Source organism: Marixanthomonas spongiae, from assembly GCF_003095375.1.
Taxonomy (GTDB): Bacteria; Bacteroidota; Bacteroidia; order Flavobacteriales; family Flavobacteriaceae; genus Marixanthomonas; species Marixanthomonas spongiae.
Genome location: NZ_QEHR01000006.1, coordinates 91,058 through 109,913 on the forward strand (window position 1 = coordinate 91,058; position 18,856 = coordinate 109,913).

Annotated in this window: 20 protein-coding genes; 13 read left to right on the forward strand and 7 right to left on the reverse strand. The window is 41.6% G+C overall.

Annotation, left to right across the window (positions count from 1 at the left end; all coding sequences use genetic code 11):
- Window positions 1–20 precede the first annotated feature (20 nt).
- Window positions 21–719, forward strand: a complete 699-nt coding sequence (locus DDV96_RS10085; RefSeq protein WP_116694650.1) for a zinc metallopeptidase — start codon at window positions 21–23, stop codon at window positions 717–719.
- 55 nt (window positions 720–774) lie between these two features.
- Here DDV96_RS10085 and DDV96_RS10090 read toward each other — a convergent pair whose 3' ends face one another.
- Window positions 775–2,148 (reverse strand): saccharopine dehydrogenase family protein, encoded by a 1,374-nt coding sequence (locus DDV96_RS10090; protein WP_116694651.1) that lies wholly within the window; start codon window positions 2,146–2,148, stop codon window positions 775–777.
- 84 nt (window positions 2,149–2,232) lie between these two features.
- On the opposite strand from DDV96_RS10090, the gene DDV96_RS10095 reads away from it, so the two are divergent.
- Together DDV96_RS10095 and pckA are read left to right on the forward strand one after the other, a co-directional pair.
- Window positions 2,233–2,625, forward strand: a complete 393-nt coding sequence (locus tag DDV96_RS10095) for a DUF423 domain-containing protein (protein WP_116694652.1) — start codon at window positions 2,233–2,235, stop codon at window positions 2,623–2,625.
- 78 nt (window positions 2,626–2,703) lie between these two features.
- The gene (gene pckA, locus DDV96_RS10100; protein WP_116694653.1) at window positions 2,704–4,305 is read left to right on the forward strand and encodes a phosphoenolpyruvate carboxykinase (ATP); all 1,602 of its coding nucleotides are present in this window, start codon (window positions 2,704–2,706) and stop codon (window positions 4,303–4,305) included.
- Between the two features lie 92 nt (window positions 4,306–4,397).
- On the opposite strand, the gene DDV96_RS10105 is transcribed toward pckA, so the two are convergent.
- Both DDV96_RS10105 and DDV96_RS10110 read right to left on the reverse strand, forming a co-directional pair.
- Window positions 4,398–5,144, reverse strand: a complete 747-nt coding sequence (locus DDV96_RS10105) for a uroporphyrinogen-III synthase (protein ID WP_116694654.1) — start codon at window positions 5,142–5,144, stop codon at window positions 4,398–4,400.
- A gap of 27 nt (window positions 5,145–5,171) precedes the next feature.
- The gene (locus DDV96_RS10110; RefSeq protein WP_116694655.1) at window positions 5,172–5,795 is read right to left on the reverse strand and encodes a DUF4271 domain-containing protein; all 624 of its coding nucleotides are present in this window, start codon (window positions 5,793–5,795) and stop codon (window positions 5,172–5,174) included.
- A 148-nt stretch (window positions 5,796–5,943) separates the two neighbouring features.
- Here DDV96_RS10110 and DDV96_RS10115 point away from each other — a divergent pair, with 148 nt between their 5' ends.
- The 3 genes from DDV96_RS10115 to DDV96_RS10125 are packed head-to-tail and all read left to right on the forward strand — an operon-like array spanning window position 5,944 to window position 8,483.
- Complete coding sequence (locus DDV96_RS10115) at window positions 5,944–6,684, forward strand: polyprenol monophosphomannose synthase (RefSeq protein WP_116694656.1); 741 nt, start codon at window positions 5,944–5,946, stop codon at window positions 6,682–6,684.
- Window positions 6,685–8,025, forward strand: a complete 1,341-nt coding sequence (locus DDV96_RS10120; RefSeq protein ID WP_116694657.1) for a dihydroorotase — start codon at window positions 6,685–6,687, stop codon at window positions 8,023–8,025.
- On the forward strand, window positions 8,025–8,483 hold the full coding sequence (locus tag DDV96_RS10125) for a DUF4296 domain-containing protein (RefSeq protein ID WP_116694658.1): 459 nt from the start codon (window positions 8,025–8,027) through the stop codon (window positions 8,481–8,483). Before DDV96_RS10120 ends, DDV96_RS10125 begins: the two co-directional genes overlap by 1 nt.
- Here the strand turns inward: DDV96_RS10125 and DDV96_RS10130 are convergent.
- The gene (locus tag DDV96_RS10130; RefSeq protein WP_116694659.1) at window positions 8,465–9,478 is read right to left on the reverse strand and encodes an NAD-dependent epimerase/dehydratase family protein; all 1,014 of its coding nucleotides are present in this window, start codon (window positions 9,476–9,478) and stop codon (window positions 8,465–8,467) included. The two genes, DDV96_RS10125 and DDV96_RS10130, sit on opposite strands and share 19 nt — an antisense overlap.
- 91 nt (window positions 9,479–9,569) lie before the next feature.
- Here DDV96_RS10130 and tyrS point away from each other — a divergent pair, with 91 nt between their 5' ends.
- Complete coding sequence (tyrS, locus tag DDV96_RS10135) at window positions 9,570–10,862, forward strand: tyrosine--tRNA ligase (RefSeq protein ID WP_116694660.1); 1,293 nt, start codon at window positions 9,570–9,572, stop codon at window positions 10,860–10,862.
- Window positions 10,863–10,865: 3 nt separating this feature from the next.
- On the forward strand, window positions 10,866–11,573 hold the full coding sequence (locus tag DDV96_RS10140) for a hypothetical protein (RefSeq protein ID WP_116694661.1): 708 nt from the start codon (window positions 10,866–10,868) through the stop codon (window positions 11,571–11,573).
- Window positions 11,574–11,747: 174 nt separating this feature from the next.
- On the opposite strand, the gene DDV96_RS10145 is transcribed toward DDV96_RS10140, so the two are convergent.
- Both DDV96_RS10145 and DDV96_RS10150 read right to left on the reverse strand, forming a co-directional pair.
- Window positions 11,748–12,722 (reverse strand): LuxE/PaaK family acyltransferase, encoded by a 975-nt coding sequence (locus tag DDV96_RS10145; protein WP_116694837.1) that lies wholly within the window; start codon window positions 12,720–12,722, stop codon window positions 11,748–11,750.
- Between the two features lie 90 nt (window positions 12,723–12,812).
- Complete coding sequence (locus DDV96_RS10150) at window positions 12,813–13,793, reverse strand: T9SS type A sorting domain-containing protein (RefSeq protein WP_116694662.1); 981 nt, start codon at window positions 13,791–13,793, stop codon at window positions 12,813–12,815.
- A 233-nt stretch (window positions 13,794–14,026) separates the two neighbouring features.
- Between DDV96_RS10150 and DDV96_RS10155 the strand changes: the two genes are divergently transcribed.
- Both DDV96_RS10155 and DDV96_RS10160 read left to right on the forward strand, forming a co-directional pair.
- Window positions 14,027–14,710 (forward strand): response regulator transcription factor, encoded by a 684-nt coding sequence (locus DDV96_RS10155; protein ID WP_116694663.1) that lies wholly within the window; start codon window positions 14,027–14,029, stop codon window positions 14,708–14,710.
- Window positions 14,711–15,754: a sensor histidine kinase gene (locus DDV96_RS10160; RefSeq protein WP_116694664.1), complete on the forward strand. Its 1,044-nt coding sequence runs from the start codon at window positions 14,711–14,713 to the stop codon at window positions 15,752–15,754. It abuts the gene before it with no gap.
- Here the strand turns inward: DDV96_RS10160 and DDV96_RS10165 are convergent.
- Window positions 15,719–16,810: a glycosyltransferase gene (locus DDV96_RS10165; protein ID WP_116694665.1), complete on the reverse strand. Its 1,092-nt coding sequence runs from the start codon at window positions 16,808–16,810 to the stop codon at window positions 15,719–15,721. The genes DDV96_RS10160 and DDV96_RS10165 overlap by 36 nt on opposite strands.
- A gap of 86 nt (window positions 16,811–16,896) precedes the next feature.
- Between DDV96_RS10165 and trmB the strand changes: the two genes are divergently transcribed.
- The 3 genes from trmB to DDV96_RS10180 are packed head-to-tail and all read left to right on the forward strand — an operon-like array spanning window position 16,897 to window position 18,584.
- Window positions 16,897–17,595 carry a tRNA (guanosine(46)-N7)-methyltransferase TrmB gene (gene trmB, locus DDV96_RS10170; protein WP_116694666.1) on the forward strand — a complete coding sequence of 233 codons (699 nt, stop codon included), beginning with the start codon at window positions 16,897–16,899 and terminating at the stop codon, window positions 17,593–17,595.
- 34 nt (window positions 17,596–17,629) lie between these two features.
- Entirely contained in the window at window positions 17,630–18,256 is a 627-nt protein-coding gene (locus DDV96_RS10175) for a lysine transporter LysE (RefSeq protein WP_116694667.1), read from the forward strand.
- A 1-nt stretch (window position 18,257) separates the two neighbouring features.
- A complete protein-coding gene (locus DDV96_RS10180; RefSeq protein WP_116694668.1) occupies window positions 18,258–18,584 on the forward strand; it encodes an MGMT family protein in 327 nt (108 codons plus the stop codon).
- The last annotated feature ends 272 nt before the right edge of the window (window positions 18,585–18,856 follow it).

The window sequence follows — 18,856 nt, forward strand, 5'->3', positions numbered from 1 at the left end:
CGCTTTTGCGGGTAATGAATATGATAGGATATTATATATTAGCAGGAGCCATCTTTTTGGTGAGTATGTACGTAAGCAACAAGCTGAAAAGCAAGTTTAAAAAGTATTCTAAAGTACACTTGCAAAACGGTATGAGCGGTAAGGAAATCGCCGAAAAAATGTTAGCGGATAATGGGATTACCGATGTTCAAGTAATCTCAACTCCGGGACAATTGACCGACCATTACCATCCCGGAAAAAAGACCGTAAATTTAAGCGAACCGGTATATATGCAACGAAACGCTGCTGCCGCTGCGGTTGCGGCTCACGAATGTGGTCACGCTGTACAGCACGCTAGGGCCTACAGTTGGTTAAAAATGCGATCGGCTATTGTGCCGGCGGTAAGTGTAGCCAGTAAATTGTCCAATTTTGTAATTATGGCGGGATTGGTATTGACTTTTGCAACTTCCATGACGGGGTTAGGAAATACGCTTTTCTTAGTCGGAATTATTTTGTTTGCAGCAACAACGGTATTCGCTTTTATCACCTTACCGGTAGAATTTGATGCTAGTAAACGTGCTTTAGCTTGGTTAGAAAACGAAAACATGCTTACGCCTCAAGAACACGATGGCGCCAAAGATGCATTAAAATGGGCTGCTAGAACGTATGTAGTAGCCGCATTAGGATCGTTAGCTACGTTATTATACTTTATAAGTATGTTTTTAGGCGGAAGGGATTAATTTCTGAAATAATTATAACCAAAAAGCCCGATTCAAGCGAATCGGGCTTTTTAATTTAATATCCTTGAACATTATCAGGATTATACCCTAAATATTCGGTAAAGTTTTCTTTAAAGGTAATCCCGTGGTTTTTCAATTCTTCCAAGATGGGTTCGTACACCTCTTTGCTTATTGGACGTTGTACACCTGGGGTGGTTATTTCTTTATTTAAAATCTTAATGGCGGCCATGGCCACTGGCAATCCCACGGTTTTGGCCATGGCGGTGTGGGTTTGGTCTTCGCCGGTCAATACCATATGGCTGTCAATTTGTTTCTTTTCGCCGTTTAGCTCATACCCAAACTTGTGGTACATAATGATCATGTCTTTATCTTCGGGTTTCAGTGTCCATTTTTCTTCCAATATTTTCTGAAGGGCCTGCGCCGGGGTGACATTTTTAATTCCAATTTTCTTTTTAGCATTGAAAATATCGAGTTCTTCCAGTTTGCCCCACATTAAATCGTCTTGGTCAATTTTTAAGTTATGGCGCAATTTCAGCTCTACCGAATCGGTTGGGGAATACGGCAAAAAAAGATTTACAAAATCGCGATACGACAAATTCTCAGAATCGGGTATGGTATAACTATCATCGGTCATCCCCAATTGCACGAACATATTCCAAGCTTTACTGAAGCCAACGCGGCGAATAGTCCCTCGATATAAAGTAAGTACATCTTCCAGGCCGTACACGCTTCGGTATTTAAGGGAGTTTCGGTTGGCAAGTCCTTCAAAACGGCCGTGGCCTTCAATGTTTAAAAATTCGGTTCTTCGGAATAAACGATGATACGGAATGTACTTGTAAGTACCTTCTTGTATAAATTCGGCAGCGCCACCTTGACCAGCAACCACGACGTTTCTTGGGTTCCAGGTAAATTTATAGTGCCACAGGTTGTCATCGCTTTCAGGGGCTACCAAGCCGCCGGTAAACGATTCAAACAACAGCATCTTGCCGCCGTTGTCCCGAATACGGTCAATCACTTGCATCGCACTCATATGGTCAATACCGGGATCGAGGCCTATTTCGTTCATAAAAACCAAACCTTTAGATTTCACTTTCGTGTCCAAGGTTTGCATTTCGTCACTTACATACGAAGCCGTAACCATGTGTTTGCCAAATTCCAAGCAGTCTTTTGCCACTTCAATATGAAAACGGGCAGGCAGCATAGAAATAACGAGATCGGCAGCTTCTACCGCTTTTCTTCGTTCGGGTTGGTTAAAAATATCGAGCATAATGGCGCGGGCATTTGGGTGGTCGCCGGCCAGTTTTTGCGCATTTTGAATAGACAGGTCGCCAATGGTAAGGGAAAGCTCCTCGGCTTCGCTTTTGTCTAGTAAATATTGAATTAAACTCGTTGCAGATCGGCCAGCGCCAATAATTAAAATGTTTCGCATCGGTAGGTTTTTTCGTATTTTTGTCCCGAAAAGAATCGGGTTCATTATTCAGAATGACGAATGTACTAAAATCCATTTGGACAAATGCGGGAATACAATAAAAAAATCGTGGTTACGGCATCTATTTTGGCCGCAATTACCATCGCCATTGGGGCGTTTGGTGCCCATGGGTTAAAACAATTGGTTGATGCCGAGGCCATTGCCACTTTTGAAACTGGTGTGCGCTATCAAATGTACCACTGCTTGGCACTTTTGCTTGTTGGTTTTGCAAAGCCCATTTCAGAAACCACCCAAAAATGGGTTTTTCGGTTTTTTATCTTCGGAATCATTTTCTTCTCCGGTTCCATTTACGTTTTGGCCTTAAAAGACACCCTGTCTTTTTCCGTCTCTTTTTTAGGCCCCGTAACGCCTTTGGGCGGATTGCTTTTTATAATAGGTTGGTTGCGATTGGCATACGGGTTGTTTTCGTTAAAGTAATGACAATTCCATTGTTAAATTTCCGTTATCTGTTTCATAATTATTACTTTTGTAGCCCACAACAATTCTAAATAAGTGATGGTCGATAAACACCAAACTACGAAAACGATTTCGCTGAAAAAATACGGAATCAACAACGCAACAGTCTATTATCAACTCCCTTCGGAAGAACTCCACAACGAAACATTGCAAAAAGGTCAGGGCAAGGAAGCATCTAGCGGTGCCCTCGCAGTGAACACCGGTGAATTTACCGGCCGTTCGCCCCAAGACCGATTTATTGTGAGAGATGAAGTTACTGAAGACAGGGTGTGGTGGGGAAACATCAACATCCCTTTTGACAGTGATAAATTTGACGCTCTATACGATAGGGTAACAGCGTATCTTTCTGAAAATGAAGTGTACGTTAGGGACAGTTATGCTTGTGCCCACGAGGATTACCGGTTAAACATCCGGGTGATAAATGAATATCCTTGGTCCAATATGTTCGCGCATAATATGTTTCTACGCCCAACCGAAGACGAACTTGAAAACTTCGACCCCGAATGGCTCATTGTAAATGCACCGGGCTTTATGGCCGATTCTGAACGCGACGGGACCCGGCAACATAACTTTGCCATTTTGAACTTTGGCAAAAAAATAGCATTGATCGGTGGTACAGGCTATACCGGCGAAATAAAAAAAGGTATTTTCTCTGCCCTCAACTTTATTTTGCCCGTGTTTAAAAACACCTTGCCCATGCATTGCTCTGCCAATGTTGGCGAAGATGGGGAGACGGCTATTTTCTTCGGTCTTTCCGGAACGGGGAAAACCACCCTTTCGGCAGATCCCGAAAGAAAATTGATCGGCGATGACGAACACGGCTGGACAGCAAACAACGAAGTGTTTAACTTTGAAGGCGGTTGCTATGCCAAGGTAATCGACCTATCGCCCAAAAAAGAACCGGATATCTTCAAAGCGATCAAACCTGGCGCCATTTTGGAAAATGTAGCTATGGACAGCGAAGGCCACGTAGATTTCAAGGATACCTCCATTACGCAAAACACGCGGGTAAGCTATCCTATTTACCATATTGACAACATACAGCAACCTTCCATAGGGCAAAACCCAAAAAACATATTCTTCCTTACGGCCGATGCTTTTGGCGTGTTGCCTCCAATTTCAAAGCTAACACCTGGACAGGCTGCATACCATTTTATTAGTGGTTATACAGCAAAAGTTGCGGGTACCGAAGCAGGTATCGATGAGCCGTTGCCAAGTTTTTCAGCTTGTTTTGGTGCACCTTTTATGCCATTGCACCCAACCAAGTATGCCGAAATGTTAAGCGCCAAGATGAAAACCTCTGGGGTTAACGTTTGGCTTGTAAATACAGGTTGGACAGGTGGCCCTTATGGAACTGGCCGACGGATGAAACTGAAATACACCCGTGCCATGATCACGGCAGCGCTCAAAGGGCAATTGAAGGATGTGGACTACGAGATGCACCCTATCTTTGGCCTCGATATGCCCAAAGAATGCCCCAATGTGCCAAGCGAAGTGTTAAATCCACGGGAAACTTGGGAAGACAAGGAAGCGTATGATGCCAAAGCAGAAGCCTTGGCAAAATCGTTCAAGAAAAATTTTGAAAAGTTTGAATCTTATGCCAACAAAGAAATCCTTTCGGGAGCGCCCATAAAAGGGTAGGGCTTTTCATAACACAAAAGGTTAAACAACAAAAAACGCACTGAAATTCGATTTCAGTGCGTTTTTTTTATTGAACCGGTATAAGCAATTGCTTACTTTTTGTTTACTTCTTTAATATATTTTTCCAATGCCATGGTCATCGAAGGGGTTTCAGGGGTTGGTGCCTTTATATCTACGCGCAGGCCATTATCGGTCACTGCTTTTACCGTAGTATTTCCAAAAACGGCGATACGGGTGTCTTTTTGTTCAAAATCGGGGAAATTCTCCAAGAGGGAGACAATGCCGCTTGGGCTGAAAAACACCAAGATGTCGTAGTACACGTCCCGTAAATCAGAAAGGTCGCTTACCACTGTTCTGTAAAAAACGGCCTGTTTCCATTTTACGCCAAGCTCGTCCAGGACTTCAGGAACCATAGGTTTCAATTTGTCGGAAGAAGGAAGCAAAAAGGTTTCGTTTTTGTACTTCTTAATGAGCGGTGCAAGCTCAGGAAAGGTGCGCTTACCTACATAGATTTTCCTTTTTCGGTAAACCACATATTTTTGTAAATAGTAGGCAACGGCCTCGCTCTGGCAGAAATATTTCATGGTGTCTGGCACCTTAAAGCGCATTTCTTCAGCTATCCTAAAAAAGTGATCTACCGCATTCCTGCTTGTTAAAATAATTGCTGTATATTGCGAGAGGTCCACCTTCTGGGCTCTTACTTCTTTGCTGGGAACTCCTTCAACGTGGATAAAAGGTCTGAAATCTATTTTTACTTTTTGTCTGTCAATAAGATCAAAATAGGGGGAGTTTTCAACCTTGGGCTCAGGCTGCGAAACCAAAATAGTTTTCACTTTCATAAATTAAGTTTTTTAATTTTTTGCTATCTAAACCAACGTTTTATACAAGATAAAATAGGGCGAGATTTCAAGTGCGCAAAGATACAAAATAAAATAAAAGAAATTACCAAATATGATATTTCTGTTTGTTTTATAACTGTAAAACAGCGCAATACCGTTGAACAGTACGATTATGGCGGCAAAGATTAAAAGTATCTTGCCCGTGGGCTCCACAATGAAAAACAATAGAAGGTTGAAAACGAACACCAAAAGCGAAATCAAGTTACGGTACGTCAATTTTTGAAACAAATAGGTGTTTATAACGGTATCCAATGAAAAAGCCGTACCGATGATTTTTTCTATGCAGAATTTCATAAAAACAAATACCAGGTATCCTGTGCAAATTTGAACAAACAAATAAGGATTGGTTTTTGTTGTTTCTGGTTGAAAAACCATAAAAAACATATAAATGAACAACGAAACCGATAACACTTGGCCCAAAAACAGCAAAATGTTGAAAGGATGTACAATTTGAGCCGCCTTTCCTTGAACTAAAAAATACTTATCGCTTATAGGCAAGGATATAAACTGCTGAAATTGCCGGGGATACAACTGCTTTGCCAGAGTGATTGCCAAAAGGCAGGCAACCAAGGTGACGGTGGCCCAGTCCATAGAATCAATATGTCTTTCAATATACTGCAACAGTTGAAGTTTGGCGTTAAAGGTACATTAAAATAGAAGCGGCAAAAAGCAATTCAATTAGAATTTCCTTCACGTTTAATTGTTTAAAAAAGGGTACATTTGCCATTAAAAGAAGGCGATGTCCAAAGCCCTTGTGGTGATACCAACATACAACGAAATTGAAAACATTGAGCGGTTGTTGCGCAATGTTTTTTCGTTGCGGATGGATTTTCATATCCTCGTGGTCGATGACAACTCGCCCGATGGCACGGCCCAAGCTGTAGCATCGCTCTTTGCCGAATACCCTGAACATCTTTTTATGCTGAAACGTGAAAAAAAATCGGGATTGGGCACCGCTTATATCGCGGGTTTTAAATGGGCGTTGCAACGCGATTACGAGTACATTTTTGAAATGGACGCCGATTTTTCGCACAACCCCAACGATTTGATACGGCTTTACAATGCTTGCCGTAAAAACGGTGCTGATGTCGCCATTGGATCGCGATATGTAAAAGGGGTAAACGTCGTAAACTGGCCTATGTCTCGGGTACTGCTCTCTTGGGGCGCTTCAAAATACGTGCGGTTCATAACCGGCATGGATATTTACGACACCACGGCAGGGTTTGTGTGCTACCGAAGAAAAGTACTGGAAAAAATAAACTTGAACAAAATACAGTTTGTGGGCTATGCCTTTCAAATAGAAATGAAATTTAAAGCCTATCTGGCCAAGTTCAAGATAGAAGAAGTGCCTGTTATTTTTACCGATAGAACCCGGGGCGAATCCAAAATGGACACCAGGATTATTTCTGAAGCGATTTTTGGCGTGATAAAAATGAAATTCAACAGTCTGTTTGGCAACACTAATTTTAATGAAATTTAAATGAACACCATTTTAATAAAAAACGCAAACATTGTTAACGAAGGAAGCATTTTTCAAGGCGACGTGCTTATTGAAAACGATCGAATATCGGAGGTTTCCAATAGCATCAGCGCTAAATCTTCCGAAACTAAAATCATCGATGCAGACGGGCAATACTTATTGCCGGGAATGATAGACGATCAGGTTCATTTCAGGGAACCCGGCCTTACCCACAAAGCCGATATTGAAACCGAATCCAAAGCTGCGGTTGCCGGTGGGATCACTACCTTTATTGAAATGCCCAATACCATTCCGCAGGCAACGACCATCGACCTGCTGGAAGAAAAGTTTGCCATCGCCAAAAAAACCTCTTGGGCCAATTACAGCTTCATGTTTGGCGGGACGAATGACAACTTGGACGAAATTTTGAAAGTAGACCCAAAAAAGGTGGCGGGGCTGAAACTGTTTCTGGGTTCTTCAACCGGGAATATGTTGGTGGACGATCTGGAAACCATCGAAAATATTTTCAGTAAAACAAAGTTGTTGATTTCCACGCATTGTGAAGACGAGGCTACCATCAAGAAAAACTTAGAAGCACATATTAAAGAATATGGCGACGATATTCCTATAGAAAAACATCCGGTCATCAGGAGCGAGGAGGCCTGTTACCTTTCTTCTTCAAAAGCCATAGAACTGGCCAAGAAAACTGGCGCACGCTTGCATGTGTTCCATCTTTCAACTGCAAAAGAAACCAAACTCTTCAGCAATAAAAAACCACTTTCAGAAAAGAAAATAACAGCTGAGGTGTGCATTCATCATTTATGGTTTAGCGACGAAGATTATAAAACCAAAGGCACCAAAATTAAATGGAATCCGGCCGTTAAAACCGCAAAAGACCGCGATGGGCTGCTCAAAGCCTTAAAAAACGATCGTATCGATGTAATTGCAACCGACCACGCCCCGCATACCAAAGAAGAAAAAAACAACGTGTATACCAAAGCGCCATCTGGAGGGCCCTTAGTGCAGCACGCCCTTGCTGCTTTAATGGAACTGTACCATAAAGGACTTATCTCTTTGGAAAAAATAGTGGAAAAAACCGCGCACAATCCGGCCATTTTATTTCAAATTAAAGACCGGGGCTATATTAGGCGTGGTTACAAAGCAGATTTGGTGTTGATGGACCTGCAATCGCCCTGGACGGTGAACAAAGAGAACATTCTCTACAAATGCGGTTGGTCACCTTTTGAGGGCACTACCTTTAAATCGCGTGTAACACACACTTTTGTAAATGGGACGTTGGCCTATGAAAATTTAAAATTTCCCAACAGAAGCCACGGCGAACGCATAACTTTTGACCGGTGATGAAATACATATTTCCCATACTGCTGTGTATTTTTTTGGGTTGTCAAAGTGTGGAAAAGCCCGAAAAGCCGGATAACCTCATCCCAAAGGAAAAAATGGTCGATATGATGTTGGAATCGTATTTGAGCAATGCTGCCCGCAGTGTGAACAACCGTAAAATACGCTCCTACGGTCTTAAGCTCGACTCGTTGCTTTACGCGAAATACAGAGTGGACAGCCTGCAGTTTGCCAAAAGCAATACCTACTACGCCGCCGATTTGGAAACCTATCAAGAAATGTTCACAACCATAGAGGAGCGATTGAAGGCTCTAAAAAAAGAAGCCGATAGCATTCAAAAGGTCAAGGAGGCAAAAAAAGAGAACCAAAAAACCGAGGAAGAAAAAGAAAAGGACTCCATTCTTAAAAAATCGGGTTTGGGGCCGGCCCTACAATCGGCTTCTCAAGACTCGCTTGAATAGCGGTCTGTTACACGGTTCAAGGTTTGAACGATTGGCGTAAACTTAAAATCCAGTTCCGCTTCAATTTTCGAACTGTCGTAATTGGAAGTAGTGTATAACGAGTTCACGGTGGCTTTCAAGAGCTTTCGTTTGGTTCCAAAGATTTTGGACACCAGCCAGTCCAGTTTGCTAAAGAACAGCAACACCCATTTAGGAGCTCTTTTTTTAGGCGGTTTGGCACCAAATCTTTGTGCGATTGCAGTAAGCAGTTCTTTGTACTCTAAATTGTTGCCTACCACTATATAGGAAGTGTTTTTTAAGCCAGCCCGCATTCCATCGATCATCGCTTTTACAACGTCTTGCACATCGACCACGCCCATACTGCCATCGGTATAAAAAGGAATTCCTTTTGAAGCGGTTTTAATGATAACCCCACTCCCCGAATTCCAAAATCCTTCGCCAATGATCACGCCTGGTTTTATGATAACGGCATCCAAGCCCTCTTGTGTGCCGCGCCAAATCTCCATTTCGGCGCCGTATTTTGTAATGGCATAGACGTTGTTTTTTTCTTCTGGGTTCCAGTGGGTTTCTTCGGTAATGGGCCGTCCGTTTAGAGGAGTGCCCAAAGTGGCGACCGAGCTTACGTAACACATTTTTTTTACCGAATGGGCCAAACAGAGGTTCACGACATTTGCCGTGCCTTCCACATTGGCCTTTTTCAGTTTTTTGTAGTGTTTGGGATCAAAACTGATGTAGGCGGCGGCGTGATAGACGTGGGTTATGCCTTTAAATGCATCGGTCAAGGCAGGGATGTCGGTTATATTGGCTACCTGCCATTCAATTTTGTTGAAAAGCGTTTCGGCTTCATCAGCAGCTGCATAATACCTGAAAATCTTTTTCACAGCTTGCAAATCGCTCGATTTTCTGTGAATGGCACGCACTTTTTTGTTTTCCTTCAGAAGAAAATACAACAAATGCGACCCTACCAATCCTGTGCCTCCAGTAACTAAAATCATGTTGTAAAAATAGGCTTTTTTAAACTATTCTTTTCTGTTACGGGCATTGGGTTTATCTTTGCCGAAATAGTATAAATTAAAATTTTAAAAAGTGAAGAATTTCGTTGAAGAATTGCAATGGCGCGGTATGGTGCACGATGTAATGCCCGGTACCGAGAAACATTTAAAGGAACAAATGCGTGCCGCTTATGTGGGTTTTGACCCAACGGCCGATTCCTTGCACATTGGGAACTTGGTCCCCATTATGCTGTTGTCCTTCTATCAACGCTGCGGTCATAAGCCGTTTGCCCTGGTAGGCGGTGCAACTGGGATGATTGGCGATCCTTCCGGCAAATCGAACGAACGCAATTTATTGGACGAACAGACCTTGCAGCACAATCAAAATTGTGTAAAAAAGCAACTGTCGCAGTTTTTGGACTTTTCTTCGGGCGCCGAAAACCAAGCTGTTCTGGTCAACAACTACGACTGGATGAAAGAATTTTCTTTTTTGGGTTTTATCCGCGATGTGGGCAAGCACATAACCGTTAATTATATGATGGCGAAAGACTCGGTTAAAAAACGTTTGACCGGTGAAGCTGCCGATGGCATGTCCTTTACCGAATTTACCTACCAAATGGTACAGGGATATGATTTTTACCATTTGTACAAAAACCACAACTGCACCCTGCAAATGGGCGGCAGCGACCAATGGGGCAATATCACTACGGGAACTGAGATGATTCGACGTATCTGTGGCGGAAAAGGCTATGCGCTAACTTGCCCGTTGATTACCAAAAGCGATGGCAGTAAATTTGGGAAAAGCGAAGGCGGCAATGTTTGGTTGGATGCCAAAAAAACGTCTCCCTATAAGTTTTACCAATACTGGTTGAATACAAGCGACGAAGATGCCGAAAAGTACATCAAGATATTCACTTTCTTGGATAAAGAAACCATCGAAACCTTGATTGCCGAACATAAGGAAGCCCCACATGCCCGTTTGTTGCAAAAGCGCTTGGCAAAAGAAGTAACCGTTACGGTACATAATGAAGAGGAATATGAAAAAGCGGTACAAGCTTCGGAAATATTATTTGGGAAATCCACTTCGGCCGATTTAAAAAACTTGGACGAGCAGACCTTTTTAGACGTGTTTGAAGGTGTGCCACAAGCTGAAATAAGCAAAACCGAATTGGAAAACGGACTGGACATCATTGCGGCACTGGCCTCAGAAACCGATTTTTTGAAATCGAATGGCGAAGCCCGGCGGGCATTGAAACAGAACTCCATTTCGGTAAATAAAGAGAAAGTAGCGGAGGGTTATTCAATCACCGCGGATGATTTGATCAACAATCAATTTGTGCTGTTGCAACGTGGTAAAAAGAATTACTTTATCATTAAAGCTATATAACCTATGAAAAAATTTCTCTTCACAACCTTTATATTTTCAGTTGTTATTTTAGCGTTTTGTAGCTGTAATCAAAAAGAAAATATTTATGAGGAAGAGTTTGAACAAGCTGTATTTTATGAATTATTTCCTGCAATATTGGATTCACTTCATTATGATAAACGTTTAATGCCTCCAGCTCCACCACCATCTTCTTTTGTTAATTCAAATGGAATTAGAATTGAATATGACTCCATTAACTATAAACAAGTTATGGAAAATTGGAAGATACATAAACAAAAGATTTTGAAAGATACAGCTTCAGTTTATTTAATAGTTTCGGATTCCATAGAAAACATAGAACGCAACGACCTTTATAAATTAAAAAATCATTTTGACAAACAAAATATAACAATAGAAACTAATGATCTTAAACTTAAAGAAGGATATAGAGTCGATTTGAAAAAATTAAAAGCTAAGGATAAAAAAATCAAGTTTAAGTATAGATCAGAATTTCCAAAAGGTCGTGACTTTTGGAAAAATAATTATAATATTTATATAGCTGCGTCAATAAGTTTTGATCATATTTTATTCGATAAAACAAAAAACTTTGGTGTTTTAAATGCTGGGTATACTTTGGGAATTTTGAGTGGAAATGGCGTCCGAATTTTTATTAAGAAAGAAGCAAACGGAAAATGGGTTATCGATGATATTGTTGGAACTTGGGTTTCATGAATAAGAAAACCCCGTTTCCTAAGCAGGAGCGGGGCTTTCCCAATTAACTAACCAACCAATTATGAACTGAGCCCGAAAGCTCAAGACATCTTTGCACTAGGGTAGTCGTATATCTTTTGATTGCTTACAGATAAATATATAAATTTAGTATTTAATTAACTTTATAACAGGAAGTTACAAGACCATAAGGTTGCAGCCACGTATATCACTGTCGTCAAATCGGCCCAGGACTTCAAAACTTCCGTTTGAGTGGGTTTTTCCTAAATCTTGTGTCGCTATAAAACTGCAAGAATACAAATTTGCCAAATCGATTACGTTTATGCCTCCGGTTTTACCATTGACATAGGTAAAGGGATCTTCGGTATCCCGGGTCAGGATTTTCAGCCAAGGCGGGCAGGAAAACATCCCGTTTCCGGTGGAATAGGCTTGCGAGAGCAGTTCAGTCATACCGTATTCGCTGTGGATTTCAGCAACACCAAAACCTTGCTGAAGCACTACGTGCAGCTCTTCTTTTATCATTTCTTTTCTGCGACCTTTCATGCCTCCCGTTTCCATAACAATCGTGTTTTTTAACTCAAACGGGTGTGTTTCCATTAAATCCAACAAGGCATACGATACACCCAACAACAACGTTTTTTTTCCTTCGGCTTCTAAGTAGGTGAGTTTTTCGATCAAGGCATCCATGTCGTGCAAATAAAAACCGCTGTCAGGGTTGTTGCTTTGCTGTATCAGCGAATTGACCATATAAATCAACGAAGAGCCTTCGCGTTCCAAATAGGATGGCAATAGCGCTAAAATGGTATAATCAGCAGGGTTTCCATATTGTTTTTGAAAAGCTTGGTTAAAACTGGCTTCATACAGGTTTGTGCTGGCTACATAGTGTTTGCTGGTTATGCTCCCGGTGGTACCGCTGCTGGTAAAAACAGTTTGTTCTTGGCGGTCTTGGGCAATAATCCGGTGGCTTTTGAAAAATTGGATAGGCAGAAAGGGGATTTCAGAAATTTCGGTTACCTGTTTCGGGGCAACTTGCAGCGCGAGGCAAAATTGGCGGTACACTTCTACATTTTCATATTGATAGCGAAACACCGATAGCGCCACTTTTTTAAAGTCTTCTGGTGTCTGTATGTTAAAGATTTTTTCGTGCGGCATGGGTTTCAGAATGGACAGTTCAAAAATAAGAAAATAAAAAAGCCCCTGCCTAAACAGAAGCTTTTTAAAAAAATAAGTTTGCAATATAAATTACTTCACGACCAGTTTTTTGGCAACGGAAGCATCTCCTTGGCTTATTTTCATAATATATACACCGCTTGTAAGGTTTGCAATGTTCAATCGCTCGCCGTTTAAGGTGGTGTTGATCACTTGTTTTCCAAGAACATCAAAAACAGCAACTTGCTTTTCACCATCAGTTTTTGAAACGATGTTCACAAAGCCGTTGGATGCTGGGTTGGGATATATGGAAAATTGGCTGTCGTTATTGGTGTTTACATTAAGTGTGCCACCAACTTGAACGTTGTCGAAAAAGAAAGCTTCGCTAGAAGAATTCATACGACCTTCAATAACCAGTTGGATTTCTGTATCGGTCAACAAAGTGGCCGAACCGTTTTGCCAAGCTAATTGGTATTCTCCAGTCCCTGCATCAAAAGGTACTAAGTCGTCAATGTCGCTTCCGGTTGTGTCTATAATGTCTATTTCGGTACCATTGGTTAGGTCGCGAACATAAATACGCAGTCTATCGGACCCAGATTCGTTTACGGTACCGTCGCCTTCGTAGTTTCCGTTGGTAGGATCGCTGTTGATAGAAAAAAGATAATCTATCGTTAAATTAGGATCGGTTACGCCAGTTAGGTCAACCGTATCAAACTCCAAAATAAAGTTACCGTCTGCATCGCTTATTTGGTATCCTTTGTCACCATCGGTGTAAAGCACTTCAGAAGAAGGCGTAAAATCGGTAACGCCAACAAAGTCGCCATCGCTTAAACCATCGCTTGGAGTGTCGTAAGGCTCATAACGGGCATCGAAACCCAACTCGCCACCTATAGATGTGTAATCTACCAAAGGTTCGTTTGCGTTGTTAACAAGGTCGTGGGCCGTTGCAGGATCATCTGTATCGGTGTATTTGCCGCTAAAAACTTCGGGTTCTTCAAAACTGGTTCCGGCAATTTGGGCAAAAGAAGCAACGCTTGCAAAAAGCGCAACCATTAAAGTAATTTTTTTCATCATATATAAATTGTTTGATTATGTTACAAATATACACAAATCTATTTTAGATGTAACTATTCTTGCTCGGTTTATAGATTGCTTAACGTTAAGGTAATACACCCAAAGATAATAGCTCTCAACAACACATAGATGTTACAATATCGTTAAGAATACCGGCAACGAACAATCCAAAAAAACAATATATGCTATCTTTAACCTTTTTGAAACACCTACGGTGATCATTCTAACGTATTATGAAGAAAAAAGACATTAAAATCCTCTTGGTTGACGACGAACCGGACATCTTGGAAATAGTTGGCTATAACCTCGCTACCGAAGGATACCAAGTTATTACTGCCGAAAACGGGAGGAAAGCAATAAAAAAAGCCAAAGAAGAACTGCCGCACCTTATCATCCTCGATGTTATGATGCCCGAAATGGACGGAATGGAAGCCTGCGAAAAAATGCGCAATATCCCCCAATTGGCCGATACCATTATCACTTTTCTAACGGCCCGTGGCGAAGATTACTCCCAATTGGCCGGTTTTGATGCCGGTGCAGACGATTACATCACCAAACCCATTAAGCCAAAAGTGCTGGTAAGCAAAGTAAAAGCTTTGTTGCGAAGGTATAAGGAGACCAAAGAAGAACCAGGTAAAATAAAATTGGGCGATTTAACCATTAATAGGGAAGAGTATAAAATTTTTTTGGGAAAAGAAGAGATGCTGTTGCCCAGAAAAGAGTTTGAGCTTTTGGCGTTACTGGCCTCAAAACCCGGAAAAGTGTTTAAGCGGGAAGTGATTTTAGATCGCGTTTGGGGCAATGACGTAGTCGTGGGTGGGAGGACCATCGATGTTCACATTAGAAAACTCCGTGAAAAGCTCGGGGATAAAAAATTCAAGACCGTTAAAGGTGTAGGGTATAAATTTGTAGTATAAATGGCAAAAGAATTTAAAAGAACATACAAGTTTGCTGCCTATACATCGACTTTTTTGACGTTTTTCCTAACACTCGTCGTGGGTGTTTTTTTTTATTTTTCTGAAATTGAAATGTATTGGTTTTTGGTCTTATTCTCCATTGTATGCTTTTCCTTTTCCTTCTTTTTCATACAATACAGGGTAGAAAAATTCATTTACCGAAGGGTGAAAAAAATATACGACGACGTCCGCTTGTTAGATGCTTCTACTTTTGACAAAAAACAAATCACGACCGATATGGCCACCCTTACACGGGAAGTGGAGCGTTTTGCCGAAACCAAGAAAATAGAAATAGAAACCCTGAAAGGACGAGAAAATTACCGGAAAGAATTTATGGGCAACGTTTCCCACGAATTGAAAACACCGCTGTTTACCGTTCAAGGCTATATTTTAACCTTGCTCGATGGTGCCCTGGAAGACAAAGCCGTGCGTAAAAAATACCTGCAACGTGCCAATAAAGGGGTGGAGCGGCTTATTTATATCGTGAAAGACCTAGACATGATCACCAAACTCGAAGTAGGCGATCTCAACCTAAATAAAGAACGTTTTAACATTATCGAACTCATACAAGGGGTTTTCGACCTGCTTGAAATGAAAGCAGCCAAAAAAAACATTACGCTAACCTTCGATAAAGAGTATAGCAAACGTGTTATTGTAGAGGCAGATCGCGACCGCATACAGCAGGTGTTGACCAATTTAATAGTAAATTCCCTTAAATACGGAAAAAAAGACGGCACCACCGAAATAAGTATTGAGGACCTCATTAAAAATAAAGTGATTGTAAGGGTCACCGATAATGGCGAAGGAATACCGAAGGACAAGATCCCCCGTTTGTTCGAGCGTTTTTTTAGGGTCGATCAAAGTGGTTCGCGCAAAGAAGGGGGCAGTGGCCTAGGGCTCTCCATCGTAAAGCACATTTTGGAAGCCCATGGTGAAAAAATCTACTTGGAAAGCCAGCTTGGGGTGGGCTCAGAGTTTTCCTTCACTCTCGAAAAAGCGAAATAGTTTTTTAAAATCTGGCGGGCTGTTAACGCTCTTCAACCCCTTGTAGTCCCCAATTTGATTTAGCTGTCCTTCTTGAAAATCTTTTTGGTTGCAACTGGGCACAATTCCTGCCTTTTTAAGCCGTTTGGCCAGATATTCCTGTTCAAACTGTCCGGGCGTCGGGATAAAAAAAGCTTGTTTTTCCATAGCTGTCAAATCCATGATCGTTGTGTAACCCGAACGGGAAACCACGCAAATACTTTCATTAATAGCCTTTTCCAGCTCATCGCTTTGCAAAAAGTTCACGAGTTCAACAGTGCCAATTTGGGTTGTCTTTTTTTCTGTTTCAACGACACCTCGAACGAGTAAAACCTTTTTTTCCTGCTTGCCGGCAGGCAGGTCTGAATTATTAAAAACCGAGACCAACCGCTGTTCCAATCGCGTTCGTTGCGGTTCAGGGCCCGAAAGCAAACACAGCACATCATATACTTTAGGAACTTTCCGTTTTTTCATGCGACTTAACACACCAATATAATTAACGGGAAAAGAGCCGCTTTTGAGATGCCCCAGTTTGCCGCTTAAATTTTCGGGGCCTGCTACATCGGGAACCCAGCACGCATCAAATTTTTTAATGAGTTTTTGGTGTATTTTGCTACTTAAATACGAAGTGCCGCCCGACAAAACGTTCAATTGGTGGGTAAGAAAAACCGAAGGTACTTTTGTACTGCGCACGCCCCAACGGTTATCACTTATTATTCCGTGGATTTTCCCTTCGGAAATGAGCTGTTCAACCACTTTTTTTTCTGAATGCATCGTTTTTCTGAAAAAAGGGAGTTTCAAGAGCAATTTCAGTTTTAAAAAAGCGCCATTTTCAGGATAGGTTATGTTGTAGGAAGGCAATGAAACGTAGGGCAATGCGGGAAATTCTTTCCGAAGCAATAACAACGCCGCCCCATCTGAAGCCAACATCACCTTGTAATCAGTGCCCAACAACGCTTGGATAATGGGGATGCAGCGGGTGGCATGTCCCAAGCCCCAATGTAGGGGCGCAACCAAAATGGTTTTTGTACCGTTCACAAAAACAAAGGTACAGAAACTTACCTCTTGTCAATATTTCCTTACTTTTACCAAATAATCATAAAACTCGTACAAATTAGGCAACAGTGGGCAGTAAAAATAAATTAAAACGGTTTAAGGAAAACGAAACGTTTGAAAACGTGATCCAACCAACGCGCGAGGAGGTATTTTCAAACAGCTTAAAGCTTAAAGGGAATTGGAAGAAAAATTTCTTTAAAAACAACAAACCTTTGATGTTAGAGCTGGGCTGTGGCAAAGGCGAATATTCGGTAAATTTGGCGCGCAACTATCCTGACCATAATTTTTTGGGCATCGATATAAAAGGCGCCCGTTTTTGGCGTGGTGCGAAAACCGCTTTAGAAGAAAACCTGGACAATGTGGGGTTTCTGCGGACCCAAATTGAATTAATAGACCTGCTTTTTGAAGAAAATGAAGTAGATGAAATATGGATCACCTTTCCCGATCCGCAGATAAAATACAAACGAACCAAACACCGCCTAACCAACGAAGAGTTTTTGAACAAATACCGAAAAATACTAAAACCGGGCGGATTGGTGCATTTAAAAACCGACAGCGAATTTATGCACGGCTATACCTTAGGTCTTTTGCACGGCCTGGGTGAAGAAATAGACTATGCCCATCACGATGTATATGGCAACCCCCATTCGCCTAAGGAAGTTACCAGCATCCAAACCTTTTACGAACAGCAATATTTAGAACAAAACAAAAAGATCACCTACATCAGGTTTAGGTTCAAGCCTTCAGGCGAACGTGCAGGTAGATAATTTTGCTTATATTCACAGCACAAACAGGGCTTTTATGACCGTACTTGTAAATTTTGCCATTGGCTTTATAGCAGCTTTTGTAGGGGTGGTCCCTCCCGGTTTGCTAAATATGTACGCGGCAAAAGTGAGTATGAAAGAAGGCCGTAAAAAAGGCATCTTGTTTTCTGCCGGCGTCTGCTTTACGGTTATGCTGCAAACCTTGGTCGCCTTGTTCTTTGCCCGGTTTTTGGACCAGCACCCAGAGTATGTTTCCATGCTTCAAAAAGTGGCGCTGGGCATTTTTATATGCATTACCATTTACTTTTTCTTTATAGCAAAAGACACCCGGAGGCAGTTGCCAGACGATGTACAGCATTCTAAAACCAACCGATTGATTTCAGGAATGCTGCTGGCTTTAGTCAATCTACTGCCATTGCCGTATTGGGTCTATATTAGCATTACTTTTGCAGGTTTTGGATGGTTCAGTTTTGCGCAACCAGGACTGTGGAGCACGGTAGTGGGTTCCGGTTTGGGCACTTTTGCCGTTTTGGCGATATATGTTTGGTTTTTTAGGCAAAAAGACGACCAAAAAAAGCTGAACGTGAATATGAACTTCATTATAGGCATTATAACCGCGGCTATTTCGGTAATTACCTTATTGAAAATATTACAGGAAATTTAGGATGGCTTCAACAGGTTTTTTTGAAAAGGTTTATGAGGTTACCAAGCAAATTCCCTACGGAAGGGTAACCAGTTATGGGGCGATTGCCCGATATTTGGGTTCATCGGGAAGCGCCCGGATGGTAGGTTGGGCGCTGAACGGCAGCAACGAAAATCCTGACATTCCCGCTCACCGTGTCGTCAACAGAAACGGCATGCTCACCGGAAAACACCATTTTCAAGGTACCAATTTAATGCAACAGTTATTGGAGAGCGAAGGGATAGAAGTGATCGAAAATCAAATTCAAAATTTTGAAAAGTTTTTTTGGGATCCTACGAAAGAGCTTTAAGGGTTGTGTGTGCTATATAATTGACAATTTGATAAAACAAATAATTTACCTTAATAAGCCGTTCGCTTTCAACTTGGAGGCCTTCAGCTTCTGGCCTTCGTCATAATCTATCCACACATAAATCATTTCAATCCAAGGGCTTTAAAATCCGAACTAATACCTTTATATTTGTACTTTAGAATAAATCTAAATTAGTGAAATTCAATTTGGAAACGTGAAATCCACGCATTTGCTCGGGTTGCACCAATCGCGATGTAAATTGGGTTCCAGAA